The sequence below is a fragment of the Serratia sp. A07 genome (assembly GCF_058725505.1).
On record NZ_JBZXDO010000037.1, the window covers coordinates 1 to 24,897 of the forward strand.

Annotated in this window: 30 protein-coding genes; 14 read left to right on the forward strand and 16 right to left on the reverse strand. The window is 59.5% G+C overall.

Annotated features, from left to right (window positions below; genetic code table 11):
- The first annotated feature begins 242 nt into the window (after positions 1–242).
- Positions 243–893 carry a DUF421 domain-containing protein gene (locus AC4PR2_RS23635; RefSeq protein ID WP_019452427.1) on the forward strand — a complete coding sequence of 217 codons (651 nt, stop codon included), beginning with the start codon at positions 243–245 and terminating at the stop codon, positions 891–893.
- Positions 894–927: 34 nt separating this feature from the next.
- Here the strand turns inward: AC4PR2_RS23635 and AC4PR2_RS23640 are convergent, their stop codons facing one another.
- Both AC4PR2_RS23640 and AC4PR2_RS23645 read right to left on the reverse strand, forming a co-directional pair.
- On the reverse strand, positions 928–1,176 hold the full coding sequence (locus tag AC4PR2_RS23640; protein ID WP_016926728.1) for a GlsB/YeaQ/YmgE family stress response membrane protein: 249 nt from the start codon (positions 1,174–1,176) through the stop codon (positions 928–930).
- 32 nt (positions 1,177–1,208) lie between these two features.
- Entirely contained in the window at positions 1,209–1,724 is a 516-nt protein-coding gene (locus tag AC4PR2_RS23645) for a hypothetical protein (RefSeq protein WP_019452428.1), read from the reverse strand.
- 272 nt (positions 1,725–1,996) lie between these two features.
- Here AC4PR2_RS23645 and hda point away from each other — a divergent pair, with 272 nt between their 5' ends.
- Positions 1,997–2,698, forward strand: coding sequence for a DnaA inactivator Hda (gene hda, locus AC4PR2_RS23650; protein ID WP_492175563.1), 702 nt, complete (start codon positions 1,997–1,999; stop codon positions 2,696–2,698).
- Between the two features lie 48 nt (positions 2,699–2,746).
- On the opposite strand, the gene arsC is transcribed toward hda, so the two are convergent.
- Positions 2,747–3,100, reverse strand: a complete 354-nt coding sequence (arsC, locus tag AC4PR2_RS23655) for an arsenate reductase (glutaredoxin) (protein WP_033648817.1) — start codon at positions 3,098–3,100, stop codon at positions 2,747–2,749.
- Between the two features lie 20 nt (positions 3,101–3,120).
- Positions 3,121–4,590: a beta-barrel assembly-enhancing protease gene (bepA, locus tag AC4PR2_RS23660; RefSeq protein ID WP_038873698.1), complete on the reverse strand. Its 1,470-nt coding sequence runs from the start codon at positions 4,588–4,590 to the stop codon at positions 3,121–3,123.
- Positions 4,591–4,929: 339 nt separating this feature from the next.
- On the opposite strand from bepA, the gene AC4PR2_RS23665 reads away from it, so the two are divergent.
- Both AC4PR2_RS23665 and AC4PR2_RS23670 read left to right on the forward strand, forming a co-directional pair.
- Positions 4,930–5,469 carry an RrF2 family transcriptional regulator gene (locus tag AC4PR2_RS23665; protein WP_038873797.1) on the forward strand — a complete coding sequence of 180 codons (540 nt, stop codon included), beginning with the start codon at positions 4,930–4,932 and terminating at the stop codon, positions 5,467–5,469.
- Between the two features lie 160 nt (positions 5,470–5,629).
- A complete protein-coding gene (locus AC4PR2_RS23670; protein ID WP_060441166.1) occupies positions 5,630–6,838 on the forward strand; it encodes an NAD(P)/FAD-dependent oxidoreductase in 1,209 nt (402 codons plus the stop codon).
- Between the two features lie 34 nt (positions 6,839–6,872).
- Here AC4PR2_RS23670 and AC4PR2_RS23675 read toward each other — a convergent pair whose 3' ends face one another.
- Positions 6,873–7,334 carry an Lrp/AsnC family transcriptional regulator gene (locus AC4PR2_RS23675; protein ID WP_033644014.1) on the reverse strand — a complete coding sequence of 154 codons (462 nt, stop codon included), beginning with the start codon at positions 7,332–7,334 and terminating at the stop codon, positions 6,873–6,875.
- A gap of 194 nt (positions 7,335–7,528) precedes the next feature.
- Between AC4PR2_RS23675 and AC4PR2_RS23680 the strand changes: the two genes are divergently transcribed.
- A complete protein-coding gene (locus AC4PR2_RS23680) occupies positions 7,529–8,146 on the forward strand; it encodes a LysE family translocator (RefSeq protein ID WP_330112973.1) in 618 nt (205 codons plus the stop codon).
- 36 nt (positions 8,147–8,182) lie between these two features.
- Here the strand turns inward: AC4PR2_RS23680 and AC4PR2_RS23685 are convergent, their stop codons facing one another.
- The 3 genes from AC4PR2_RS23685 to AC4PR2_RS23695 form a co-directional block, all read right to left on the reverse strand.
- Complete coding sequence (locus AC4PR2_RS23685) at positions 8,183–8,611, reverse strand: TOBE domain-containing protein (protein WP_038873689.1); 429 nt, start codon at positions 8,609–8,611, stop codon at positions 8,183–8,185.
- Positions 8,612–8,725: 114 nt separating this feature from the next.
- On the reverse strand, positions 8,726–9,178 hold the full coding sequence (locus tag AC4PR2_RS23690) for a GNAT family N-acetyltransferase (RefSeq protein ID WP_330112972.1): 453 nt from the start codon (positions 9,176–9,178) through the stop codon (positions 8,726–8,728).
- A 43-nt stretch (positions 9,179–9,221) separates the two neighbouring features.
- A complete protein-coding gene (locus AC4PR2_RS23695; RefSeq protein ID WP_100396715.1) occupies positions 9,222–9,824 on the reverse strand; it encodes an XRE family transcriptional regulator in 603 nt (200 codons plus the stop codon).
- 43 nt (positions 9,825–9,867) lie between these two features.
- Between AC4PR2_RS23695 and AC4PR2_RS23700 the strand changes: the two genes are divergently transcribed.
- Positions 9,868–10,560 (forward strand): B3/B4 domain-containing protein, encoded by a 693-nt coding sequence (locus AC4PR2_RS23700; protein ID WP_046687610.1) that lies wholly within the window; start codon positions 9,868–9,870, stop codon positions 10,558–10,560.
- Between the two features lie 6 nt (positions 10,561–10,566).
- Here AC4PR2_RS23700 and AC4PR2_RS23705 read toward each other — a convergent pair whose 3' ends face one another.
- A complete protein-coding gene (locus AC4PR2_RS23705) occupies positions 10,567–10,782 on the reverse strand; it encodes a hypothetical protein (protein ID WP_049200497.1) in 216 nt (71 codons plus the stop codon).
- A gap of 854 nt (positions 10,783–11,636) precedes the next feature.
- Between AC4PR2_RS23705 and AC4PR2_RS23710 the strand changes: the two genes are divergently transcribed.
- Positions 11,637–12,713 (forward strand): AI-2E family transporter, encoded by a 1,077-nt coding sequence (locus AC4PR2_RS23710; protein ID WP_004941690.1) that lies wholly within the window; start codon positions 11,637–11,639, stop codon positions 12,711–12,713.
- Between the two features lie 44 nt (positions 12,714–12,757).
- On the opposite strand, the gene bcp is transcribed toward AC4PR2_RS23710, so the two are convergent.
- Together bcp and AC4PR2_RS23720 are read right to left on the reverse strand one after the other, a co-directional pair.
- On the reverse strand, positions 12,758–13,222 hold the full coding sequence (bcp, locus tag AC4PR2_RS23715) for a thioredoxin-dependent thiol peroxidase (RefSeq protein ID WP_038873672.1): 465 nt from the start codon (positions 13,220–13,222) through the stop codon (positions 12,758–12,760).
- A 2-nt stretch (positions 13,223–13,224) separates the two neighbouring features.
- Complete coding sequence (locus AC4PR2_RS23720) at positions 13,225–13,830, reverse strand: glycine cleavage system transcriptional repressor (protein WP_369783268.1); 606 nt, start codon at positions 13,828–13,830, stop codon at positions 13,225–13,227.
- Between the two features lie 110 nt (positions 13,831–13,940).
- On the opposite strand from AC4PR2_RS23720, the gene dapA reads away from it, so the two are divergent.
- The 6 genes from dapA (at position 13,941) to ypfH (ending at position 20,733) form a co-directional block, all read left to right on the forward strand.
- Positions 13,941–14,822, forward strand: a complete 882-nt coding sequence (gene dapA / locus AC4PR2_RS23725) for a 4-hydroxy-tetrahydrodipicolinate synthase (protein ID WP_443014798.1) — start codon at positions 13,941–13,943, stop codon at positions 14,820–14,822.
- 16 nt (positions 14,823–14,838) lie between these two features.
- Positions 14,839–15,891 (forward strand): outer membrane protein assembly factor BamC, encoded by a 1,053-nt coding sequence (gene bamC, locus AC4PR2_RS23730; RefSeq protein WP_019453890.1) that lies wholly within the window; start codon positions 14,839–14,841, stop codon positions 15,889–15,891.
- Between the two features lie 170 nt (positions 15,892–16,061).
- Entirely contained in the window at positions 16,062–16,775 is a 714-nt protein-coding gene (purC, locus tag AC4PR2_RS23735) for a phosphoribosylaminoimidazolesuccinocarboxamide synthase (RefSeq protein ID WP_004941708.1), read from the forward strand.
- Positions 16,776–16,984: 209 nt separating this feature from the next.
- Positions 16,985–17,854, forward strand: coding sequence for a KPN_02809 family neutral zinc metallopeptidase (ypfJ, locus tag AC4PR2_RS23740; RefSeq protein WP_047730119.1), 870 nt, complete (start codon positions 16,985–16,987; stop codon positions 17,852–17,854).
- A 56-nt stretch (positions 17,855–17,910) separates the two neighbouring features.
- Complete coding sequence (locus AC4PR2_RS23745) at positions 17,911–19,923, forward strand: tRNA(Met) cytidine acetyltransferase TmcA (protein ID WP_060441173.1); 2,013 nt, start codon at positions 17,911–17,913, stop codon at positions 19,921–19,923.
- Positions 19,924–20,043: 120 nt separating this feature from the next.
- A complete protein-coding gene (ypfH, locus tag AC4PR2_RS23750; RefSeq protein WP_180547567.1) occupies positions 20,044–20,733 on the forward strand; it encodes an esterase in 690 nt (229 codons plus the stop codon).
- Positions 20,734–20,763: 30 nt separating this feature from the next.
- On the opposite strand, the gene AC4PR2_RS23755 is transcribed toward ypfH, so the two are convergent.
- The 5 genes from AC4PR2_RS23755 to AC4PR2_RS23775 all read right to left on the reverse strand — a co-directional run bounded on the left by AC4PR2_RS23755 (position 20,764) and on the right by AC4PR2_RS23775 (position 23,940).
- Positions 20,764–20,949: a YpfN family protein gene (locus AC4PR2_RS23755; protein ID WP_004941720.1), complete on the reverse strand. Its 186-nt coding sequence runs from the start codon at positions 20,947–20,949 to the stop codon at positions 20,764–20,766.
- Positions 20,950–20,951: 2 nt separating this feature from the next.
- Positions 20,952–21,626, reverse strand: coding sequence for a M15 family metallopeptidase (locus tag AC4PR2_RS23760; protein WP_089186283.1), 675 nt, complete (start codon positions 21,624–21,626; stop codon positions 20,952–20,954).
- On the reverse strand, positions 21,623–22,750 hold the full coding sequence (gene dapE / locus AC4PR2_RS23765) for a succinyl-diaminopimelate desuccinylase (RefSeq protein ID WP_492175561.1): 1,128 nt from the start codon (positions 22,748–22,750) through the stop codon (positions 21,623–21,625). Before dapE ends, AC4PR2_RS23760 begins: the two co-directional genes overlap by 4 nt.
- Entirely contained in the window at positions 22,747–23,133 is a 387-nt protein-coding gene (locus AC4PR2_RS23770) for an ArsC family reductase (protein ID WP_060424813.1), read from the reverse strand. The genes dapE and AC4PR2_RS23770 overlap by 4 nt, the downstream gene beginning before the upstream one ends.
- Positions 23,134–23,388: 255 nt before the next feature.
- On the reverse strand, positions 23,389–23,940 hold the full coding sequence (locus AC4PR2_RS23775; RefSeq protein WP_060424811.1) for a helix-turn-helix transcriptional regulator: 552 nt from the start codon (positions 23,938–23,940) through the stop codon (positions 23,389–23,391).
- A gap of 529 nt (positions 23,941–24,469) precedes the next feature.
- Between AC4PR2_RS23775 and AC4PR2_RS23780 the strand changes: the two genes are divergently transcribed.
- Positions 24,470–24,895: a GNAT family N-acetyltransferase gene (locus AC4PR2_RS23780; RefSeq protein ID WP_060424809.1), complete on the forward strand. Its 426-nt coding sequence runs from the start codon at positions 24,470–24,472 to the stop codon at positions 24,893–24,895.
- The last annotated feature ends 2 nt before the right edge of the window (positions 24,896–24,897 follow it).

Here is a 24,897-nt window from a genome sequence, read left to right on the forward strand (position 1 = left end):
AAGCGCAGCGAATTCTTTGGGGGAGAATTTAAGAACGGTATCAAGAGCCTGACTCAGCAACATAAAAAAATCCGTAACCTCAGAGAGATTACGGATTCTTACACAGCGACAGGATCGTTCAAGTGATCCTTAACTGATCGGCATTAAGCCCAGGGGCTGCCCTTTTTATTCGTGTTTCTGCATTATATCCGTTGGGATAAAGTAGCTGATAGCATTAACAACATCGGTTAAGGAAAGAGGGTATGGAGTACTACGGCTATATTTTGCTCAAATTTGTGATTGGCTTTGTCATAGTTATCACCCACCTGAACCTGTCGGGAAAGACCCAGCTATCGCAGATGACCCCAGTAGATTTTATCGGAAACTTTGTGCTCGGGGGCATTATTGGGGGCGTTATCTATAGCGACAGCATCCCTTTGTACCAGTATGTCGTTGTATTACTTATCGGAGTAGGACTAATTTCTCTGTTGAATGCAATCAGTAAACATTGCAACTTCTTTCGTTCGGTCACTATCGGCAACCCGATACCAATTATAAAAAACGGCCGCTTTTTGATGGAAAATATTTTAGCCAAGAAAAATAAAATCGACATCTTGAACGTTTCCTCACAGCTGCATGCGCAGGGGATTCACGCCTTTCAGGAGATTGTCTATGCGCAAATTGAGCCGGGCGGTCAGATAACTGCGGTATGCGAGGGAAATGAACTGCCTTCAGTTATCATTATGAAAAATGGCAGGGCCAGGCCTTATGAGCTGCAGGAGATTAGTAAAGATGAGGAGTGGTTGAACCAAACTATCCGTGAACATGGCATAGAGCCGAAAGATATTTTTATTGCTGAGTTTTGGGACGGTAGGACAGCATTCATTCTTAATGACGGACGTATAGTTAAATAGTGAAAAAGGGGAGCCTCAGCTCCCCAATGTCATATTAGCTGCGAATTTTGCGGTACACGAACAGCACCACGATGGCGCCGATAACCGCTACCACGAAGCTGCCGAAGTTGAAGCCGTCAACCTTGCCGTAGCCGAAGAAAGTGCTGATATAGCCGCCGACTACGGCGCCGATGATCCCCAGCACAACGGTCAGGATAAAGCCGCCGCCGTCTTTGCCGGGCATGATCCACTTAGCCAAAATACCGGCGATCAGGCCGAAGATAATCCAGGAAATAATCCCCATTTACTGCTCCTCTCTTGGTGGCTGAGTATGGCTTACTGCTGGGTGGCCGGCTGCGTATTGCCGTTCACCGCCGCATCGGTCTCTTGTTTCAACTCTTGCGCTTTGTTTTCGGCGCTGTTCTTGATGGCTTCGGTCTTCGCCTTGGCCTGCTCGGTCAGATCGTTAGCGCCGTTGATGGCGTCGTTTTTGATGGCCTTGGCCTGATCCACCAGCTGCTGGCTTTGTTTGCCGGCGTCATCCTTGATCGCGGCGGCCTTGGCCTTGGCGTCGTTGGTGATGGCGTCCGCCTGTTTGGCGGCTTCATCTTTAATCGCCGAGGCTTTGTCCTTCAGCTGGTCAGCCTGCGTGGCGGCCTCTTTTTTGATTTCATCCGCCGTCGCTTTCGCCTTGTCCGTCAGATCGTCCGCTTTTTTCTGGGCGGCGTCTTTCATCTGCTCGGCGCTGTCTTTGGCTTTATCCAGGTTGGCGTCAACCTTGGAAGAGTCATCACAGCCGGCAACCAACAACCCGATAAAGGAGGCTAACAGCACTTTATTCCATACTTTCATCGTCTATATCCTTGCAGAAACCTTGTTGATGGTGATTGCGTTTTGCCTACCTATACTAGGTCAGGTTTTACTTAAATTACAAATTTAACCTGCGTAGGCATGAGGTTAGGGTTTGATATCAGACTATTCTTGCCGGTGAGGGAGCCGCAATCGATTAAACGGCGCTAAGGCATTGCTCACTATTGCGGCATAAGATCCTGCCGGTTCAACAGCGCCCGTTTTCTGTGTTAAACTGCCCGCGTTTTTCTGCCAGTTTTGGTTGAGGTGCTTCTCTGAATACGCCGGCACAGCTTTCACTGCCACTTTATCTTCCCGATGATGAAACTTTCGCCAGTTATTATCCGGGCGAGAACCCATCCCTATTAGCCGCGATCCAATCCGCCGTCCGTCAGGAACATGGCAGCTATATCTATTTTTGGTCGCGTGAAGGCGGCGGGCGCAGCCATCTGCTGCATGCGGCCTGCGCCGAGCTTTCGCAGCAGGGGGAAGCGGTGGGCTATGTGCCGCTCGACAAACGCGCTTACTTCGTGCCCGAAGTGTTGGACGGCATGGAGCAGCTGGCGCTGGTTTGCATCGACAATATCGAATGCATCGCCGGCGACGAAGAGTGGGAGATGGCGATCTTCAACCTCTACAACCGCATCCTGGAAACCGGCCGCACCCGTTTGTTCATCACCGGGGATCGCCCGCCGCGCCAGCTGAACCTGCGTTTACCGGATCTGGCTTCGCGCCTGGACTGGGGGCAGATCTACAAGCTGCAGCCGCTGTCGGACGAAGAGAAACTGCTGGCGCTGCAGCTGCGCGGCAAACTGCGCGGCTTTGAGCTGCCGGAAGACGTGGGCCGCTTCCTGTTGAAACGGCTGGATCGCGAGATGCGCACGCTGTTTATGACCCTCGATCAGCTCGATCGTGCCTCGATCACCGCCCAGCGCAAGCTGACCATCCCGTTCGTTAAAGAGATCCTGGGGCTGTAGCGGCTACCGCAAAAGAAAGGGCGCGACAGTCCGCGCCCGAATTCGAATTTATAAAATCTCCAGCACCTGCTCCGGCGGCCGGCCGATACGCGCCTTGCTGCCTTTCACCACGATCGGGCGTTCGATCAGTTTCGGGTTCGCCGTCATCGCCGCCAGCAGCTGTTCTTCGCTCAGACTGTCGTCCGCCAGCTTCAATTCTTTGTACAGATCTTCTTTTTTGCGCATCAGATCGCGCGCGGATGTGAAGCCTAATTCTTTCAACAGCTTTTTCAGCTCATCGGCCGACGGGGGCGTTTCAAGATACAGCACCACCTTGGGATCGACACCGTGCTGCTCCAGCAGCGCCAGGGTTTCACGGCTCTTGGAGCAGCGCGGGTTGTGGTAAATCGTGACGTTTTTCATGGCGTTCATTCCTTGTTGAATCAGCTGCGCTGGTATTGGCGGAAGCGCTGTTGCAGTTGGCGCAGCTGGTCGATGCGCGCATCGTAGCGCGCCTGTTTCAGGCTGCCGAGTTTCTGCAGCGAGCTGGCATTGCTGAGCAGGCCGATGGCCTGATCGAGCCGGCCGGTCAGCGCCAGGCTTTCGGCGCGGGCCGACAGCTCTTCATCGCGCAGCCCCTGGGCGGCGCTGGCCTGCGCCAGCAGATCCCAGCCGTTCGGATCGTCCGGATGGGCAAAGGTATAGCGGTTCAGGATCTTCGAGGCCTGCGCCGGCTGGTTGCCTTCGACATAGGCATTGGCCAGGTTGAGCTGCAGCACCGGGTTGTTGTTCTGGGCGGCGTTGGCCGCCTGCAGGCGGGCGATGGCCTGTGGCGCGCGTTTCTGGCCGAGATCGATGTCGGTCATCAGGTCGATCAGCCAGACGTTTTTCGCATCCTGCGCCAGCATTGGTTGAATGATGTTGCGTGCGTCGTCGTATTTTTTCGCTTCATAGAACAGGATGGCGCGGCCGTATTTGGCGGCCGCCTGTTCGCGCACGTTGCCCTTGCTAAGTGAGCCGAGCAGCTCTTCGTTCAGGCCATAGCCTTCCGAGCTGTACATGCCCAGTGCGCGCACCTTGGCCATCAGGTAGTCCTGCGAAGACTGCACGATGTGTTTCGGCATCTGGTTGGCGCGGTTGCGCGCGTCGGAAAGGCGGCTGTCCGGCAAGGGGTGCGTCAGCAGCATTTCCGGCGGCTTGGAGGCATAGCGCGACTGATCCGAGAGTTTTTGCAGGAAGTCGGGCATCGCTTCGGGATCGAAACCGGCGCGCTGCAGCACCTGAATGCCGATGCGGTCGGCTTCCTGTTCGTTCGACTGGGTAAAACTGATCATGCCCTGCTGGGTGCCGGCCAGGGTGCCGCTCAGCGCCGCCATGCCCATGGTCGGGTTGGCCATCGCCAGCAGGATGGAGCCGAGTGCGCCCACCCAGGTCAGCGGGGCGTTGCGCTGCTGGTCTTCCATTGCGCGCGCCAGGTGGCGCTGGGTGACGTGCGAGATTTCGTGCGCCAGCACCGAAGCCAGCTGGCTTTCGTTGTCGCTGACGCGAAACAGCGCGGAATGCAGCACCACGTTGCCGCCGAAGAAGGCGAAGGCGTTGATCTCGTCGTTGCGCACCAGATAGAAATGGAACGGCGTGCGCACCGAATAAGCGCTGGCCACCAGTCGGTTGCCCAGCTGGTTGATGTACTGGCTCAGCAGCGGATCGTTGATCAGCGGGGCGCTGGCGCGCAGTTGGCGCACGTAGAAATCGCCCATCGCCAGCTCTTGTCCGATGCTCAGGGTGCCGCCGGCGGAGGTGCCCATATCCGGCAACTGGTCTTGGCTTTCCGCCTGTGCTGGCGCCAGGGCGGTGGCGTTCAGCGTGCCGAGCAGCAGCACCGCTAACGCGGTTTTGGTCAACCGGTTGGTCATAGTCAGGCGTTTCCCTTAAATAATCATTTCTAAGACGTCAGCAGCAGACAAGAGTTCTTTATTCCCACGGCGCAATCCGCGCGAAAGTGCGGCGGCTCACAAACCGCGGCGCGGCACCCATCACATCATAGTCAGCCGCAGCCGACAAGGAAACGTTAGCCGGGCGCGAATCGGGCAAAAAAGTTTTATTTTTCATTTTGAAGGGCGCTTTCTGCGTCGCCGGCGGCGTGCATTGTCAATAAAACGCGGACAAAGTTGATCCGTGTTTTATTGACAAGATAAACGCAGACTCATATAGTCTGCGTTATTGAAGGTTCATTGACGGTCGAAAACGGACATATGGCGTACATCACAACCAGCGTTGAATATGGCATCCACTGCCTGCTGTGGCTGGTCGGCGATAACCAGCGCGCGCTCAGCAGCCGCGAACTCGCCGAGCTGCAGGGCATCTCCCCCAGCTTTCTGGCCAAGATTTTCCCCAAGCTGGAAAAGGCGGGGATCGTCGTCGCCAGCGAAGGGGTGCGCGGCGGCTACCGGCTGGCGCGCCCGGCGGATGAGATCAGTTTTCTGGCGATCATCGACGCCATCGAAGGGCACAAGCCGCTGTTCGATTGCCAGGAGGTGCGCGGGCGCTGCGCGGTGTTCGATGATTCCCCGCCGGATTGGGCGGTCTCCGGAAAATGTGCCATCCACGCGGTGATGCTGCAGGCGGAGAAGGCGATGCGCGATGCGCTGGCGGCGCAGACCCTCGGCGCCGTCGCGGCCCGCTTTGGCCGCAAGGCGCCGCAGGGCTTCTTCGGTGAGGTCAACCTCTGGCTCGATGAGCGCATGACGGAACGCACCGCGCGCAGCGGCAAAACGGCGCGGGCCAAAACCTAACCACCGCCTTTCCTTAAAGCCAAACACACTTTTTCCCGCCTCTTCGGAAGGGGCGGGCGGGCCTTCTGCACCCTGCTACGGGAGCGGAACGGCATCGTTCATCCGAAAAAACTGCGGGCAGCCTTATCGCCCGGTTAACCCTGTATGAAGGAGTCATCCCATGACGCAGAAAATAGTGATTGCCGGTTCCGGTTTTGCCGGTTTTTGGGCCGCCGTGTCCGCCATGCGCGCCATTACCCTCGCCGGTAAGCATGACGATATCGAGGTGCTCATGGTTTCGCCGACGCCAACGGTCACCATCCGGCCGCGCCTGTATGAAGCGGTGTTGGAAAACATGAATCCGGACATTTCCGCGCAGCTCGCCGCCGTCGGCGTGCACCACCTGGCCGGGGCGGTAGAGCGCATCGATGCCGCCGCCAAGACGCTCACGGTGGCGCAGGCGACAGGGGGATCCCTTGAGCTGGCCTACGACCGCCTGGTGTGGGCCACCGGCAGTCGGCTCTCCGTGCCTGCGGTGCCGGGCTTTGCCGAATACGGTTTCAACGTCGATACGCTGGAAAGCGCGCAGCGTTTGGATGCCCATATCAAAGCGCTGGCGGCCAAGCCGTCTACGCCGGCGCGCAACACCGCCGTGGTGGTGGGCGCGGGGCTGACCGGGCTGGAGAGTGCGGCGGAGATGCCGCAGCGGCTGCGGGATGCGCTGGGCAAAGACGAGAACGTGCGCGTGGTGATCGTCGATAGCGCCCCGGAAGTGGGCGCCGGAATGGGCGCGGAGCCGGGGGCGGTGATTCGCCAGGCGCTGGCGGAGTGCGGCGTGGAAGCCCGAGCCGGTCTGCGCGTCTCGGCTATCGACGCTGAGGGGGTGATGCTGTCGAACGGTGAGCGTATCGCCGCCAACACGGTGATCCTGGCAGCGGGCGTGCGGGCGCATCCGCTGACCGAGCAGATCCCCGGCGAGCGCGACGGCAGCGGCCGGGTGATCGGCGACGCCTTCCTGCGCGCGCCGGCGGCGGCGGGCATTTTCGTGACCGGCGATACGGTGAAGGCGGCGACCGACGATCTCGGCAATCACAACTTGATGACCTGCCAGCATGCGATGAGCCTTGGCCGGGTGGCCGGCCACAATGCGGCGGCGGAGCTGGCGGGGTTGCCGACTCACCCGTACAGCCAGCCGAAGTATGTGACCTGCCTGGATCTGGGGCCCTGGGGCGCGCTGTATACCGAAGGCTGGGAGCGCCAGGTGCGCTTTACCCGTCAGGAAGGCAAAAAGATTAAGCAGGAGATCAATACGCAGTGGATTTATCCACCGGCGGCGGATCGCGAGGCGCTGTTTGCCGTCGCCAATCCGGATTTCGTGATTGTGCCTTAAGGAAGTCAAAACGGGAGCGGCAACGCTCCCGTCGTCATTGGCCCAGCGGCAGGAACGAGCGCTCCGGCACCACGGTTTTCATCACCAGCGTGGAGCTCAGGCGCTGCACGCCCGGCAGAGCGGAGAGTTTCTCGTCGTAAAGCTGCTGGAAGGCGGGCAGATCGCGGGCGATCACGTGCAGCAGATAGTCCGGATCGCCAAACAGCCGCTGCGCCTGCACCACCTGGGGAATGTCCACCATGGCGTTTTCGAAGGTTTCAACGGCGCGGCGATCGCCTTCGCGCATGGTGACGAACACCAGGGCGGAAAAGTTATAGCCCAGGCTGCCGGGATCGAGCTGGGCGCGGTAACCCCTGATCACCCCGGACTCCTCTAACGCCCGCACCCGGCGGTGGCAGGGAGAGACGCTCAACCCGATCCGCTCGGCCAGCTCGGTCACCGACAAACGCCCGTCGGCCTGCAGTTCAGCAAGAATCTTGCGATCAATCTTATCCATTTGGAAAAATTTCCCCGCTTATGCCGGTTTCAGGCAAGTAATTGAAAGCACATTTTAACGCCTTGAGGATATTCTTGCCATCTGTTGAACGGTTTTGACGGCCGCCGCGGCAGGCGGAGGCCGTTCTTCTTCCAAGAGGAAAGCGCAATGATTCTCTGTTCGGAATGGCGCGGCGCGTTTGAGAGGGGGCCGGCATGACGCTCGCTCTGTTCGCCGCTTTTTGGGCGGTGTCGATTTTGTTGGTGATCACGCCGGGTATGGATTGGGCCTATGTGATCTCGGCGGGCATTCGCGGGCGGGTAGTGGTGCCCGCCGTCGCCGGCTTGCTGTTTGGCCACCTGCTGATGATTGCGATCGCGGTGGCAGGCGTCGGCGCGCTGCTGGTCGGCAACCCGCTGGCGCTGACGGCGCTTACCTTGCTGGGGGCGGCTTATCTGTTGTGGATCGGTTTCAACATGCTGCTGCACCCGCCGGTGCCCGGCGCCGGTGAAGATCAGCGTTCCGATTCCTGGCTGCGTTGGGCCGGCAAGGGCGTGTGCGTCAGCGGGCTGAACCCCAAGGTGTTTCTGCTGTTTCTGGCGCTGCTGCCGCAGTTTACCGACGCCCGGGCCGAATGGTCGGTGCCGATGCAGATGCTGGCGTTGGGCGTGGTGCATTTGATCAGCTGCGGCCTGGTGTACCTGCTGGTGGGATTCGGTTCGCAGTCGGTGCTGCGCACGCGCCCGCAGGCTGCGAAGGTGGTGGGGCGTATCTCCGGCGCGGCGATGATCGTCATCGCCCTCGGGCTGCTGGCCGAGCAGGCGCTGAAATAGCGCCTTGAATGGCCCGCTTGTGCGGGCCTGGCGGTATCAGGCTTTGACGGCGAGCAGCACCGATGAGGCTTTGATCAGGGCGATGGCGCGCGAACCGTTCTTCAGCGCCATCTCCTGCAGGCTTTCATTGGTGATCACCGACGTCAGCACAAAACCGGCATCCGCTTTGAGGTGTACGGTGCTGTTGACCGCGCCGTGCTCAACCGCAATCACTTCCCCGGCAAACTGGTTGCGGGCGGAAAAACGCAAACCGCAATCCTCCGTCGCCAGGATCACCCACGGCGCTTTAATCAGCGCGACGGCCTCTTTACCGATGGTTAACCCCAGCGACTGTTGGCTTTGTACCGTGACGATGGCCACCAGTTTTTCACCGCCCTGCAGGGTGATCTCCACTTCGTCATTGACGGCGCCTTTGGCGACGGCGGACACGGTACCGGCTAACTGGTTACGGGCTGAAACGGGCATAGATTCTCCTTGAAAGGGGCAAACGGTAAAATTTGTCGCCAGCATGGGCCCTAACCGCCGCGATTGCCAATGTCGCGGGGGAAGAGTGTGAACTGGGGCGGCCTTGCTGAAAAATTAACGTCGGTAGATGTCCGGTCGGGCGATCTGCCAAACAAAATCGGGGCAGTTGATGGCGCTATACCCCACTTTTTCATAGAGCCAGGGGGCGGTGCTGGTGACCAGCATGATTCGCCGCAGCGTCGCCATCAGCGGATGGGCCTGGCAGCATTCCGCCAGCCACAGGCCCAACCCGCCTTTTTGATGCGCCTCCAGCACGTAAACGTCGCACAGATAGCCGAAGGTGGCGTAATCGGTGACCAGCCGGGCGAAACCGATTTGTCTGGTGCCGTGATACAAGCCGAAGCACAGGCTGTGGGAGAGGGACTGGCGAACGGTCTCTTTATCAATGCCCTCCGCCCATGACGAACGGGTCAGAAATGCATGAATGGCGTCAATATCCAGCAGGCTGGGCTCGGTGCTGACGAGATAGTCAGCACGCCGCCACTCCAGTGGGGCAGGGATTGTCATGAGGGTTCTTCTCCTGTGCAAGCGTTAAGGTCTGGGCCGCCGTTCAGGCGTGCAGTTCGGCGACCGTCATGGTGAAAATCAGCGTGTCTTCGCCCTCGTTGGCGTAACGGTGCGGGCTGTCCGTTCTGGCGACCGCCGAATAGCCTGGCGTAATCCTGAGCTCGGTTTGTTCGACGGCAAGGCTCAAGACGCCTTGTTCAACGTGCAGCAGCTCGAAGGTGCCCACCGGATGGCCGCCCGATGCATAGGCTTCCCCCGGCGCCATTTCCCAGCGCCACAGTTCTATCATGTTTGGGCCGCGGGTGCCTGCCAGCAAGCGGGCCGAGCCGCCGCGATCGCCGTGCCACAGCGTGGGAATGTCTTGGCTTTCAATCAGGTAGGCGGCGGGGGCGCGGGTCACGTTGACGATGTCCGCCACCGACAGGCCCAGCGCTGCCGCGAGTTTGCACAGGATGGCGATGCTGGGATTGGCGCTGCCTTTCTCGATCTCCACCAGCATGCCCTTGCTGACGCCCGCCCGGCGCGACAGTTCGTCCAGCGACAGTTTTTGGCTTTTTCGCTGCTGTTTGATGCGGTGTGACACCGCTTCGCTGACGGTTTGCACGTCGGCGCCGAACTCGGTCGGTCTGTTGACTTTTTCGCTCATCGGTCAATATTATGAAATAAAATGGTCAATATAGGATTATTCAATGATTTTAGTCGATCCGTCAATCGATCCGGCCGTCGCTGCGCTGGCGCCTGGATTCCGGGCGTTAAGCATTACCGTGGCCGCGGCTCCCATAACCAACCCGGACGTGGGGGCGCTGGCGTTGGCGCAGGCCTGTCGCGCCCTCGGCGAGGAGGACGCGCCCTGGGCTGAGGCGCATCTCTCGGCCTGGCGCGATGTCTTCATGCGGTTTGGCGCCAAACCCAAGCGTACGCCCTGTTCCGCCGATGCCTTGCGCAAACGCGCGCTGCGCGACGGCACGATGCCCAGCATCGATCCGGTGGTCGATCTCTACAACGCCGTCAGCATTCGTTATGCGGTGCCGGTGGGGGGCGAGAATATCGCGGCTTATGTCGGCGAGCCGCGGCTGATCGTCGCGGAAGGCAGCGAGCTGTTCGATACCGTCAAGGAGGGTGCGGTGATCCATGAATCGCCGGAGGCGGGGGAGGTGGTCTGGCGCGACGATCGCGGCGTGACCTGCCGCCGCTGGAACTGGCGTCAGGGCGTCAGAACCCGGCTGAGCGCCGAGGCCGAACGGATGTGGTTCATCCTGGAGAGCCTGCCGGCAATGCCGTTGGCGGCGCTGCATGCGGCGGGCGACGAATTGATTGCCGGTTTACGGCAAATGATGCCCGGCGTTGCGATAGAGCAACGGCTCATCGGCTGCACCTCGTAACCGGCCTCAGCACTGGCGGCGGACCAAACCGGTGATCAGATCCAGCGCGTCGTCCGCCGCCGCGACTTCGCTCTCGCTAAGCGCCTGCCGTTCGATAAAGCTCTCGATGGCTTCCAGCAGGGAGAAAACGCTGATTTCGTCTCCTATCTTCACGACTTCGCAGACGCCGCGCCCAATGGCCAGGCAGATGGCTTCATCAAATTCAAACGGCTTGTTGTTCATCTCTCCCCCTACGGCGTTTGGGATTATGCCGGTTATGCTACCGGTTTTTGGCCGGCGACGGTCTGACGAAAATCCCATTTCTTTTCGTTGATGCTTACGGGCGTACGATCGCGTGTATTGGGGAAATTCTGATTTCCTTACGGCAGTCAGATTTCCCTTGTGACCGCCGTGGCGGCGCGGTATTGTCGCCAAATGACGACAATACCGCCTCATTGTCCGCATAAAAAATTCATGACGTTATCATCCCTTCATCCCGCTGCCGTGCGGGATTTTTTTATGAGGTTTATCTCAAAGTGCGGATAACCTCGACGCGATCGCTTGCCATGTTCTGGGAATAATCCTAGCTTGAAATAGTCATTTAGGGTTAGCAATCCCTCATGACCTCCTTGTAATACTTGATGCACCAGAACGTCTTCTCCCCCGCCCAGGCGGGGGTTTTTAATGACGTGCATCGGCAAAGGCCGTCAACGTAGAACCGACAGAGTTCGTGACGATAATCACTTTAAGCATCAGGGGACGGGACAATGAAAAATGATTTGGCGGCGGCAATCGCGATTGGCTGTGTGCTGTTGTTCGCACTGGCGGTCGGTTCGCCCCTCTCCATCAGCGCCTCGCTGTAATCTGCCGCAGCCCCGTTCGGGGCCGTTCACCCAGTCTGTCGCCGCGTCTGCGGATTTTTGCGCCAATCGCTCGCCGGCGCGATAAATTCAGCCAAATCGCTGTTGATGTATGGCCAACTTTGAGTACTCTGAGTGCTTTGCACACCCCGCGTGCGCCCGTTCTATCTATGCTTTAATCAGGCCCATCACAGGAATCGCCATGCCCGCCCGCCAAATCTCGAGGAGCCCGCTCTGATGCTGGAGATGTTATTACAGTGGTACCGCCGCCGCTTCACCGATCCGCAGGCTATCGCGCTGCTGGTGATCCTGGTCGCCGGCTTCCTCATTCTCTATTTTCTGCACGGCATTCTGACCCCGTTGCTGGTCGCCATCGTGCTGGCCTATCTGCTGGAGTGGCCGACCGCGCGCCTGCAGCGCATCGGCTGTTCGCGCACCTGGGCGGCGAGCATCATGCTGCTGGTGTTCGCGGGCGTCGCCATGCTGCTGGTGTTCGTCGTCGCGCCAACCGCCTGGCAGCAGGGCATCAATCTGATGAGCGATCTGCCGGGCATGCTCAATCAGTTCTATAACTTTGCCGCGACGCTGCCGAAGCGTTACCCGGCGCTGGTGGATGCCGGCATCATCGACATGATGGCGGAAAACCTGCGCAGCCGGCTGTCCGGCATGGGCGAGTCGGTGGTGAAATTCTCGCTGGCGTCGCTGGTCGGCCTGCTGACGCTGGCTATCTACCTGATCCTGGTGCCGATGATGATGTTCTTCCTGTTGAAGGACAAAGAACAGCTGCTGAACGCGGTGCGCCGCGTGCTGCCGCGCAATCGCGGCCTGGCGGGGCAGGTCTGGAACGAGATGAATCAGCAGATCACCAACTACATTCGCGGCAAGGTGCTGGAGATGGTGATTGTCGGCGTGGCGACCTACCTGGTGTTCGCCGTGCTGGACATGCGCTACTCGCTGTTGCTGGCGGTGCTGGTGGGCTTCTCGGTGTTGATCCCCTACATCGGCGCGGTGCTGGTCACCATTCCGGTGGTGGTGGTGGCGCTGTTCCAGTGGGGCGTAGGCGCCGATTTTTGGACGCTGATCGTCGCCTATCTGGTGGTGCAGGGGCTGGATGGCAACCTGCTGGTGCCCATTTTGTTCTCCGAAGCGGTCAACCTGCATCCGCTGGTGATTATCCTGTCGGTGATCGTGTTCGGCGGGATGTGGGGCTTTTGGGGCGTGTTTTTCGCCATACCGCTGGCGACGCTGGTGAAGGCGGTGATCCATGCCTGGCCGGATGAACTGCGGGTCGAAGTGGAAGACAAGGCCGACTGACAGGGAAGAAACGAAGCGCAGCAGGCCGCTGCGCTTCGTGAGAATTACTGCTGCAGGTAGCTCAGAACGATGTCGTGGTGATTGGTGGTTTTGAAATCATCAAACACTTTCTCAATCTTGCCTTTGCCATCGATCAGGAAACTGATGCGGTGAATACCGTCGTAGGTCTTGCCCATGAAGGTTTTCTCGCCCCATACGCCAAACTGTTGCGCTACCTGATGATCTTCATCAGACAACAGCGTGAAGTTGAGCAGCTCCTTTTCAGCGAAGCGCGACAGTTTTTCCGGTTTGTCGGTGCTGATGCCCAGCACTTCGACGCCGACCTTTTTCAATTCGTCCATGTTGTCCCGCAGGCCGCAGGCTTGCACGGTGCAGCCCGGCGTCATCGCCTTCGGATAGAAATAGACCAATACTCGCTGTCCCTGGAAGTCGGCCAAATTAATTTCCTCACCGTCCTGGTCAGGCAAACTAAATTTCGGCGCTGTGTCACCGGCTTTCAATGGGCTCATCACTACTCTCCATCTTTCTCATCATGCTGTGGATAGTTCACCACGCTAATACTGCCTTGCGCGTTCAATTCTGTACATAGGCGATGGAAGGCTTGCTCAATATTTGAGGCGTCCCGATCGCCGGAGCTGTGGGCGGTGATTTGGATATACAGCTGCGGCGGCAGGTCGCCGTCCGCCGGCTGCGTGCGCGAGACCAGTTCGGCGATATTCATCTGGCTGGAGTCGAACAGATCGGTAAAGCGTTCGATGATGTGCGGCGAGTCCTTCACTTCCACCTGCACCCACACCGTGGCCGGCATCGGCGGCCTTTCGTGCGAGTTTGTGCGCTTCATCACGATCAGCAGATCCAGCTCCGCGCCTTTTTGCGGCAGGGTGGATTCGATCAGGGTGATGGCGTTCCAGCTGCCGGACAGCAGCATGATGAACGTGAACTCCTCTCCCAGCATGGCCAGACGGCTATCTTCGATATTGCATCCGCAACTGCTGACGTGGCGGGTGATGGTATTGACGATTCCGGGGCGGTCGGCGCCGAGCGCGGTAATCACGAGATAGTGTTCGTCTGACTGAGGCAAAATAGCGCTTCCTGTCGTGCTTAATGGGGTTACCATGGTAAACATAAAAAAAACCGCCTGCCAAGCGCTTACAACGCGGTTGTGCGCTTGCTTTTGGATAGGCAGCAAAAGTACCATGAGTGACTTGTTTGTGGAGGGGACGGCCAATGTTTACGGGAAGTATTGTTGCACTGGTTACGCCGATGGACGACAAAGGTGCTGTCGATCGCGCGAGCCTAAAAAAATTGATCGATTATCATGTAGCCAGTGGCACCGCGGCGATCGTTTCCGTAGGGACCACCGGCGAGTCCGCAACGCTTGCCCATGACGAGCACGTTGACGTGGTGCTGCAGACGCTGGAGCTGGCCGACGGCCGCATCCCGGTGATCGCCGGCACCGGCGCCAACGCCACCGCCGAAGCCATCGCGCTCACCACCCGCTTCGCCAATACCGGCGTAGTGGGCTGCCTGACGGTGACGCCGTACTACAATAAGCCGACGCAGGAAGGGCTGTACCAGCACTTCAAGGCGATCGCCGATAGCACCGAGCTGCCGCAGATCCTGTACAACGTGCCTTCGCGCACCGGCTGCGACATGCTGCCGCCGACCATCGCTCGGCTGGCGAAAATCAAGAATATTGTTGCTGTAAAAGAAGCGACGGGGAACTTAAGTCGCGTTAGTCAGATCCAAGTGCTGGTTGACGATGAAGACTTCATTTTGCTGAGCGGCGACGACGCCAGCGGGCTGGACTTCATGCAACTGGGCGGCAAAGGGGTGATTTCCGTGACGGCCAACGTGGCCGCGCGCGAGATGGCGGAACTTTGCGCGCTGGCGGCGCAGGGCAAATTTGCCGAAGCGCGCCGCTTAAATCAGCGCTTGATGCCGTTGCATCAGGATCTATTTGTAGAAGCAAACCCAATTCCGGTGAAGTGGGCCTGTAAGGCGTTGGGATTGATGGCAACCGATACGCTGCGTCTGCCAATGACGCCGTTGAGCGAAGCCGCCCGCCCGGTGGTGGAGCGCGCGCTGAAAAGCGTCGGCTTGCTGTAACTCTAAGGGAAATTTGATGGCTTATTCATTGCAAAAGTCGACGGTAGCAAAAGTAGTGGGCATCTCTTTGGTGATGATGCTGGCAGCCTGCAGCAGCGATCAGCGCTACAAGCGCCAGGTCAGCGGCGACGAGGCTTACCTCGACGCGGCTCCGCTCAAGGCGCTGAACGCGCCGTCCGGCATGATCCTGCCGGTGCAGAGCGGCAACTATGACGTTCCCGCCACGACGCTGCAAGGCAACGTCGGCAAGCAACTGGACATTCGTCCGCCGGTGCAGCCGTTGGCGCTGCTGAGCGGTTCACGCGCGCAATACGCCGGCGACAGCGGCACGCTGCTGCTGGAAAACAGCCCGCAGAACCAGAACCTGTGGTCGCGCGTAGTCAGCCTGCTGCAGGCGAAGAACATCGCGATCGCTTCCCGCCAGGACGCCGGTCAGACCCTGACCACCGACTGGGTGAAGTGGAACCGTCTGGACGAAGACAACCAGTACGAAGGCCGTTATCAGATCAGCGTGCAGCAGCAGGGCTACCAGCAGGCGCTGGTGGTGAAAAGCGTTGGCCTGCAGCAGCAGGGCAAGACCGAGCAGGTGACCGACCAGTCTGAGATTCAGCGCTACAACGGCATGATGATCAACACCCTGATCGAAGGCCTGGACAAGCAGGACAACCTGGCGAGCAGCCAGACCGCCAGCCGCTTCGGCGCGCTGGACGTGCAGAGCGGAGCCGATGACACCGGCCTGCCGATGCTGGTGGTGCGCGGCCCTTACACCGTGGTGTGGGATCGCCTGCCGGCGGCGCTCGAAAAACTGGGGATGAAAGTGGGTGACCGCAGCCGTCCGCAGGGCACCGTCGCCGTGACCTACAAGTCCCTGAGCAGCAGCGATTGGGATGCGTTGGGTGTCAAGGATCCTGAACTGGCGGAAGGCGATTACAAACTGCAGGTCGGCGATCTCAACAACCGCACCAGCCTGCAATTCATCGATCCGAAAGGCAAACCGCTCACCCAGTCGAAAAACGACGCACTGGTGGCGGCATTCCAGTCTGCCTTCAGTAAAACCAGCGTTAAATAATCAAAAAGGGGCTTCGGCCCCTTTTTGTTTTGTCGATACGGTATCGTTTGCGTCGCAGGTTTGGCACAATAGTGTCCGGCACGCCAAAGAATTCATTAGGTCAATTCTATACCCCCTAATTTCGGGCCGCGCTCGGGAGACAACGGGGATACATCACTGGAGTAAGTAAGATGCAAAAGCTAGCTGAGCTGTATCGCGGAAAGGCAAAAACCGTTTACACCACCGAGAATCCCGATCTGTTGGTGTTGGAGTTCCGCAACGATACGTCAGCACTGGATGGTCAGCGCATTGAGCAGTTCGATCGCAAAGGCATGGTGAACAACAAGTTCAACCATTTCATCATGAGCAAACTGGAAGAAGCCGGCATCCCGACCCAGATGGAGCGTCTGCTGTCCGACAACGAAGTGCTGGTGAAGAAGCTGGACATGGTGCCGGTGGAGTGCGTGATCCGCAACCGCGCCGCCGGTTCGCTGGTGAAGCGTCTGGGCATCGAAGAAGGCCTGGTGCTGAATCCGCCGCTGTTCGATCTGTTCCTGAAAAACGACGCCATGCACGATCCGATGGTCAACGAATCCTACTGCGAAACCTTTGGCTGGGTGAGCAAAGAGCATCTGGCGCGCATGCGCGAGCTGAGCTACCGCGCCAACGACGTGTTGACCCAGCTGTTCGACGACGCGGGCCTGATCCTGGTCGACTTCAAGCTGGAGTTCGGCCTGTTCAACGGTGAAGTGGTGCTGGGCGATGAGTTCTCGCCGGACGGTAGCCGCCTGTGGGACAAAAACACCCTGGACAAGATGGACAAAGACCGTTTCCGTCAAAGCCTGGGCGGCCTGATCGAAGCCTATGAAGAAGTGGCGCGCCGCATCGGCGTGAAGCTCGACTAAGCATTGGCACCGCCATTCGGGGCGATCCGGCCGGATCGTCCCGCTATTCTGCGTTTTTCCAGAAAATTTCTACATTTCCTCCGCGGCAGACCATTTATAATGATGGATGCGAGATGACTAAAACCTATCCCACTCAGGCTTGAAGCTGCCTTTGCGCTTACGATCGCGGCGCAACTTCAACGAGCAGGGGAAATATCTGGAGTATATTTATGCGTTGGCAAGGGCGTCGGGAAAGTGACAATGTTGAGGATCGTCGCGGGCAGTCTTCAGGTTTGGGCGGCGGTGGCGGCGGTTTCCGCGTGCCGGTGCGCGGCAAGGGCGGCATCGTCATTTTGGTGGTGGTGCTGGTGGCCGGCTATTACGGCATCGATCTGTCGCCGCTGTTGAACGGCGGTAACGTCGCACCGCAGGGTCAACAGCAGAGCGCCAACATCAGTCCGAAAGACGATGAACTGGCCAAATTCACTTCGGTGGTACTGGCCTCCACCGAGGATAACTGGAAAGAGATTTTCCAGCGCATGGGCAAAACCTATCAACCGCCGAAGCTGGTGATGTATCGCGGCGTCACGCGCACCAGCTGCGGCACCGGCCAGGCGGCGATGGGGCCGTTCTACTGCCCGGGCGACAGAACGGTGTATATCGATCTGTCTTTCTATCAGGACATGAAAACCAAGCTGGGCGCCGGCGGTGATTTTGCCCAGGCCTATGTGGTGGCGCACGAAGTCGGCCACCACGTGCAGAACCTGCTGGGCATCGAGCCCAAGGTGCGCCAGATGCAGCAGGGCGCCAGCCAGGCGGAAGTGAACCGTCTGTCGGTGAAAATGGAGCTGCAGGCGGACTGCTTCGCCGGCGTATGGGGTAAATACGCCGAGAAGCAGCAGATGCTGGAAGAGGGCGACCTGCAGGCGGCGCTGAACGCCGCGCAGGCGATTGGCGACGATCGGTTGCAGCAGCAGAGCCAGGGCCGCGTCGTGCCGGACAGCTTCACCCACGGCACCTCTCAGCAGCGCTATACCTGGTTTAAACAGGGCTTCGACAGCGGCGATCCCAATACCTGCAACACCTTCGCATCCCGTTAACGCCTCAAGTGCCGGAGCCTGACTCCGGCATTTTTTTCGGATTGAGATACAGCCTTATGTTACAGGCAGCGCAACAACTCATGCGGCGACAGGGCATCCGGCGCCTGCTGGTGCTCAGCGGTGAGCCCGACTGGTGTCGCGAACAGGCGCAGCGGCTGGCGGCGACGCTGCCGGGCGACTGGCCGTGGGTGGGGGAAAACCCGCCGCCCGGCCTGACGGCGTTGGCGAGCGGCGCAGTGCGCCAACTGCTGGGGCAGGAACGGCTGCACGCGGTGTTCGACGCCGGTCAGTCGCTAGACGTTGAGGCGTTGGCGGCGCTGTGCGGCGCATTGCGCGCTGGCAGCTGGCTGTTGTTGCTGACGCCGCCCTGGCGGCAATGGCCACAGCAGCCGGACGGCGACAGCCTGCGCTGGAGCGATTGCCCGCAGCCAATTACCACCCCGCATTTCATCCACCACCTGCAGCAGCATCTGGCCGACGACCGCGAAGTGACGATCTGGCGGCAGGATGAGCCCCTGACGCTGGCCGCGCTGCCGGCGCGTGAGGATTGGCAACCGCCGGATGGCCGGCCGACCGAGGAACAGCAGGCGATCTTGACGGCGCTGCTGCAGGCCGAATCCGGCGTGTGGGTGCTGACCGCCGCCCGCGGCCGCGGCAAATCGACGCTGGCCGGCATGCTGGTGGCGCAGTCGCCGCTGACCTGTTGGATAACCGGGCCGAGCCGCGCCGCCACTGAGGTGGCCGGGGAATGGGCGCAGGGGCGCGCGCAGTTTTGGGCGCCCGATGCCTTGCTGGCGCAGTGCCGGGAGGGGGACGTCAGCGCCGTGGGGTGGCTGCTGGTGGATGAAGCGGCGGCGATCCCCGCGCCGTTGTTGCAGCAGCTGATCGGTTATTTCCCGCGCGTGCTGCTGACCACCACGGTGCAGGGCTATGAGGGCACCGGCCGTGGTTTTCTGCTGAAGTTTTGCGCCGGGCTGCCTTCCTATCAGGCGTTGAGCCTGCAACAGCCGATGCGCTGGGCGCAGGGGGATGCGCTGGAACGGATAACGGACAATGCGCTGTTGTTCAACGAGCTGCCCGCCTGGCCGGCGGATGGCCAGACGATCGATTACAGCCAGGCGGACCAGCGCGAACTGTGCGCCGATCCGCAGCGGCTGGCGCGTTTCTATGCTCTGCTGAGCAGCGCGCATTACCGCACTTCGCCGCTGGATTTGCGCAGGCTGATGGATGCACCCGGCATGCACTTCGGGCTGGCGCAGGCCGGGCAGGAGGTGGTCGGCGCCGTGTGGCTGGTGGACGAAGGCGGCTTGAGCGCCGAGTTGGCGCACGATGTGTGGGCTGGCCGCCGCCGGCCGCGCGGCAACCTGGTGGCGCAGTCGCTGGCGGCGCATGGCGGCCAGTGGTGGGCGCCGACGCTGCGGTCACGGCGTATTACCCGCATCGCGACGCTGCCGGCGTTGCGGCGGCAGGGTATCGCGCGTCAGCTGGTCGAGCGGCAACGCCGCCAGGCGCAGGGGCTGGATTTTCTGTCGGTCAGCTTTGGCTATACCGAGCCGCTGTGGCGCTTTTGGCAATCCTGCGGTTTCGAGCTGGTGCGCATCGGCAGCAAGCCGGAGGCCAGCAGCGGCTGCTATACCGCGATGGCTATCTTGCCCCTGAGCGAGCAAGGAGAGGCGCTGCGGCACGCTGCGCACAAGCATCTGGCGCGCGACTGGCCCTGGCTACGGCAGCGCATTGAACTCGCGCTGGCGATCCCGGGCGACGACGGCGACACGCCGCTGGGCGAAGAGGATTGGCGCGAGCTGGCCGGGTTCGCTTTCGCCCATCGGCCGCTGGAGGCCAGCCTGGGGGCACTGCAGCGTTTGCTGTTGGCCAGCAATCTGCCGCTGCCCGCGCTGCGCGGCCATCTGCAACGGCGGCAATCCCCGGCGGCCTGCGCGGAGCTGGCGGGCGTCAGCGGCCAGAAAGCCTTGCTGCGCCACTGGCGGCACGAAGCGGCGCAGGCGCTGGAACAGCTGAATGCGCAGCACTGCCGCTACTGGCGCGACTGGACGCAGTCGTTGCAATAAATTGAATAACTCGCTCAATAAAACCCGATTTTCCCGATTTCTCAACGGCGTATAGTCACTGTCAGCGGTGAGGCGACGACTGTCGCCGCACCAGGTTGGGTTACTATTAAGGAGTCATCGATGAAACATGAGCATTTCGTTGTCCAAAGCCCGGCGACCCCGGCGGCGCAGCTGATCTTGCTGTTTCACGGTGTCGGCGACAACCCGGTGGCGATGGGGGAGATCGGCAGCTACTTCGCCAAAGACTTTCCTCAGGCACAGGTGGTGAGCATCGGAGGCCCCGAAGCGTTCGGCAACGGCGCCGGGCGCCAGTGGTTTTCGGTGCAGGACGTGACCGAAGAGAACCGCGCGGCCCGCATCGCAGACGTAATGCCGCAGTTTGTGGCGGTGGTGCGCCATTGGCAGCAGCTGAGCGGCGTAGGCTATGCCGGCACGGCGCTGGTGGGGTTCTCGCAGGGGGCGATCATGGCGCTTGAGGCGCTAAAAGCGGAAACCCGGCTGGCCGGGCGCGTGGTCGCGTTTAGCGGGCGTTTTGCCCAGCTGCCTGAGCAGGCTTTCGGCGACAGCGTGGTGCATTTGATCCACGGTGAAGATGACGCGGTGATCGCGGTGCAACACGCTCACGCGGCGGCAGAAGCGCTACGGGCCGGCGGCGCCGATTTTACGCTGGACGTGGAGGAAAACGTCGGGCACGCAATCAACCAGGGCATGATGAACGCCGCGCTGGAAAGGCTGCATTATTATGTGCCGCAGCGCTACTGGGACGAGGCATTGTCCGGCAAGCGCGGCGAGCTGATCGCCTTTCGCTAAAAATTCAGGGCGCCGATGAGCGCCCTGATGTCATTTCTTTTTCGGCCAGTCGTCTTCGTCATCCCACTGGGCGTTGTTGTCGCGGTGCGGCGGTATCTCCGGCTTGTTGGCCAGATAGCTTTTCACGTCGACGCGGCGCAGTTCCTTAATGCCGCTGACGACCATTCCCACCAGAACCAGCAGGATAATCCACCAGTAATCAGCTAACCATTGCATAGCTACTCCTTTCCTTCACTGCGTATAAAACGCGAAAAAATCGATGGCAGATGGCGTTCGAGCCATTCGGCACCGGCGACCTCCTTATCTTGCCAGGCCGTCAGCAACAGCGCCGGGGTCAGCAAATGCTCGGCTTCTTGCGCCAGCGGCCGGTAGCTCAGATGCCACGGCTCTACCGCCACGCCGCCGCTGTCTTCGGTAAAGGGGCGATAGAAACCGAACTCGGCCATATGCGCCGTCAGCCACTGGTTGAGCGGCGCAAAGTAACCGCCTTCTTCATATTCCCACGGCTCCAGCTGCAGCTTTTGCCCTTCCGGCAGCAGCGACGGGTCGTACACGTCGAGATCGCTGCCCCAGTGATGGCGGCTGGCGCCCGGCAGGGCCGACCAGCGCAGGATCGCCTCACAGCGCTCGGCGGCGGACAGCGGCGCAACGTCTATCGGGCGGCTGTCCTTATCTAATACTGGCCGCTGGCCGCAGAATTTGCCATTCCAGATAGCCAACTGCCGGTCGAAATCGCGGAAGGTGCTGGCGGGCTGGAGATCGAATCCCGCCTCACGCGCCGCCTGCTGCATCGCCAGAAAGGCGTTGACCGCCTGCGGCTGCAACCGGTGGTTCCCGCTCAGCGGCGCCAGGTGTTCGGTTGAGCGGCCGGTGAGCATCTCTGCGTTGATCATGCGACCAATTGCTCCATGATGCGTTGATACATGCGGCTCAGCAGCTGCAGATCCGCGGCGTTGACACATTCGTTGACCTTGTGGATGGTGGCGTTGACCGGCCCCAGTTCCACCACCTGCGCGCCCATCTGCGCGATGAAGCGGCCGTCGGAGGTGCCGCCGGTGGTCAGCAGCTGCGGCGTCAGTTCAGAATAGTGCTCGACGGCGTTGACCACCGCATCCACCAGCGCGCCGCGCGAGGTGAGGAACGGTTGGCCGGACAGCCGCCACTCGATGCTGTAATTCAACTGGTGGCGTTCCAGCAGCTCTTCCACGCGCTGCTTGATCATCGCATCGGTGAGTTCGGTGCTGAAACGGAAGTTGAACTGCACGTAAAGATCGCCTGGGATCACGTTGTTGCTGCCGGTACCGGCCTGCACGTTGGCGATCTGCATGCTGGTCGGCGGGAAGAACTCGTTGCCGCGATCCCATTCGATCGCCACCAGTTCATTCAGCGCCGGCATGGCACGGTGCACCGGGTTGTCGGCCAGGTGCGGATAGGCGACGTGCCCCTGCACGCCGTGAATGTGCAGGTTGGCGGTGATGGAGCCGCGTCGGCCGTTTTTCACCACGTCGCCGACGCGCTCGGTGCTGGACGGCTCGCCGACCAGGCAGTAATCCAGGCGCTCATTGCGCGCCATCAGCGTTTCGACCACTTTAACCGTGCCGTGGGTGGCGCTGGCCTCTTCGTCGGAGGTGATCAGAAAAGCCAGGCGGCCCTGGTGATTCGGGTTGGCGGCGACAAAGCGCTCTGCGGCCACCACCATCGCGGCCAACGAGCCTTTCATGTCTGCCGCACCTCGGCCATACAGCATGCCGTCGCGGATCGCCGGTTCAAACGGCGGGGTATCCCAACGCTTTTCATCGCCGGTCGGCACCACGTCGGTATGCCCGGCAAACGCCAGGGTTTGCCCTTCGCCGCGCCAGGCCCAGAAGTTTTGGGTGTCTTCGAAGTCCATCGCCTCGACGGTGAAACCGATCGCCTGCAGGCGATCGATCATCAGCTGCTGGCAGCCTTCGTCATTTGGGCTGAGGGAAGGGCGTTTAATCAGCTGTTGGGCCAGTTCGATAACCGGGCAAGTCATACGGCGACCTCGGCGATAAATTGCTGGTAAGCGTCGGCGTTGAAACCGAGCAGGGCGTGGCCGTTGCCGTCGTTCAGCAGCGGGCGTTTGATGATCGCCGGCTGCGCCAGCATCAGCGCGATGGCGGCGTCGGCGTTATCGCAGGCGTTGCGTTGCGCTTCATCCAGCTTGCGCCAGGTGGTGCCGCGAGTATTGAGCAGCGGCTCCCAACCCAGTTGCGCGATAAAACCGCGCAGCTGCTGTTCGGTCAGGCCGTCGGCGCGGTAGTCGTGAAAATGATAGGCCACGCCCTGATCTTCCAGCCAGCGGCGGGCTTTTTTGATGGTGTCGCAGTTTTTGATGCCGTACATCGTCAGCGTTGTCTGTTGCGGTTTGTTTGCCATGGCGTAAAGCTACCTGTCTCGTCGAGTCGATACTGAGCGGCGGGCGCGATCTTTGGCCCTCTCGCCGCCCGGCGATAGCAGAGATAATGCCAGTAAAGCGGCGGCGAGATCCAGACAACGATGCGGATGAGGTGCGATTGGGTGCCTGGGAGAGGGAGAGGCAACGTGGCGGAGCGGCGGCCTTCGCCGGCGGTGCTCTCGAAGAGATGCCGGCGAAGGCGTTCAGCCGCAAATGCGAATCTGAAGAAGAGGGCGTTACTCTTTATTTATTCTTATGTTTAAACGATCGGTTAAACAGCGCACGCGGGTAATGTGCAATAGCGGTTTTATCCGGCTGGCGCCGAGTTTTTTCATTATTCGTGACTTGTAATGATTGGCGGTTTTATTTCTGATATTCATGGCACTGCTGATATCGGCCAGCGATTTTCCCGTCGACCATTCCGAGAGGAAAAGCGACTCGCGCTGGGACAGTTGCGGCGGCTCGGTATAGTGGCTGTAACGTTTATATAAGTCGCCGATCAGGTGGCTAAAACGGCTCAATGATATAAGGTTTGATAATATAATGGTCTTTCTGTCGACAATCACCATTTCATGCGGGCAGTCAGTGATAATGACTATTTTGTAGGTGTTGGGGTTGGCATATTCATCGCGGTAACGCGCTTCAAAATTGGCGATGGTGACATCGATGAAGCAGACTCTTTTGCGGCTAAAGCCGGCCGGTGCGCGTTTTTCCGCCCAGGTTTGCTTAATGAGTTGTCGGATGCCGACGCTGGTATAGGCACAATCGCTGAAAATATCAATTTCCATTTTATTATAGTCCTTTACTTTCTATTTCCCGGTGAGGATCGATATCTTAAAACATAAAAAAAGAAACAATCTAAATAATTTCACATTGAACTTATCTTGTCGCGTAGGCAGAAGCCCTCTCTCGGCGGCGGCAAATAAGGAAAGTCTCATATACTAACATGATTTATAAAGAGTAAATCTGCTTTTTAGCCGGCCCTTTGGCCGGAGACGGTTTAATAGAATAGAAATCCTCTATTAATACTCAGGTTATTAAAAGGAATTAACATAGATGTCACCTATCACAAAAGTAAATTCGATCGTTTTTATCGATGCTTGTAGCGTGGCTGATTTCGTTAATGGGTTAATAACTAAGATATTTCTTGTTTTCTTGCCGCGATGGCGGTTTTATTTTGAACGGTGGAAAGACAGTCTATGAGTTTATGCGGAAATTCGGTTTAAAATTGAGATAAAGATAAATCTAAACAAAGAAAATGCGATGTTTTGAGCGACGAACAGCGCGTAATGTGGGCGGTTGATACGGAGAGCTGGCGTGAAAGAATGTCATATCGAAATTTCCGATCGGGTAACGCCGGAAATAACGTCTTGTATTGCGGAGGGGTTGGACCGTTTTAATGATCAACAGATCGGCTACGGCGATCGTCTGCCGCTGGCGGTGGTGGTAAAAGATCCCGACAGTGGGGAGGTTCTGGGGGGAATTACCGGGCGTTCATCGTTAGGGCTGCTGTTTCTCGATCTCTTTTATCTGCCGGAAGCGCTGCGCGGCGCGGGGCTGGGCAGCGAACTGTTGCGCCGCTTCGAACAGGAAGGTCGCCGGCGCGGTTGCCTTTCCGCCGTGTTGTACACCATCAGCTTTCAGGCGCCGGACTTTTATCAACGGCATGGCTGGCAACGTATGGGCGAAGTGCCTTGCTTGCCGCCGGGGACTAGCCGTATCTTTATGAGCAAAACCCTGTGAAG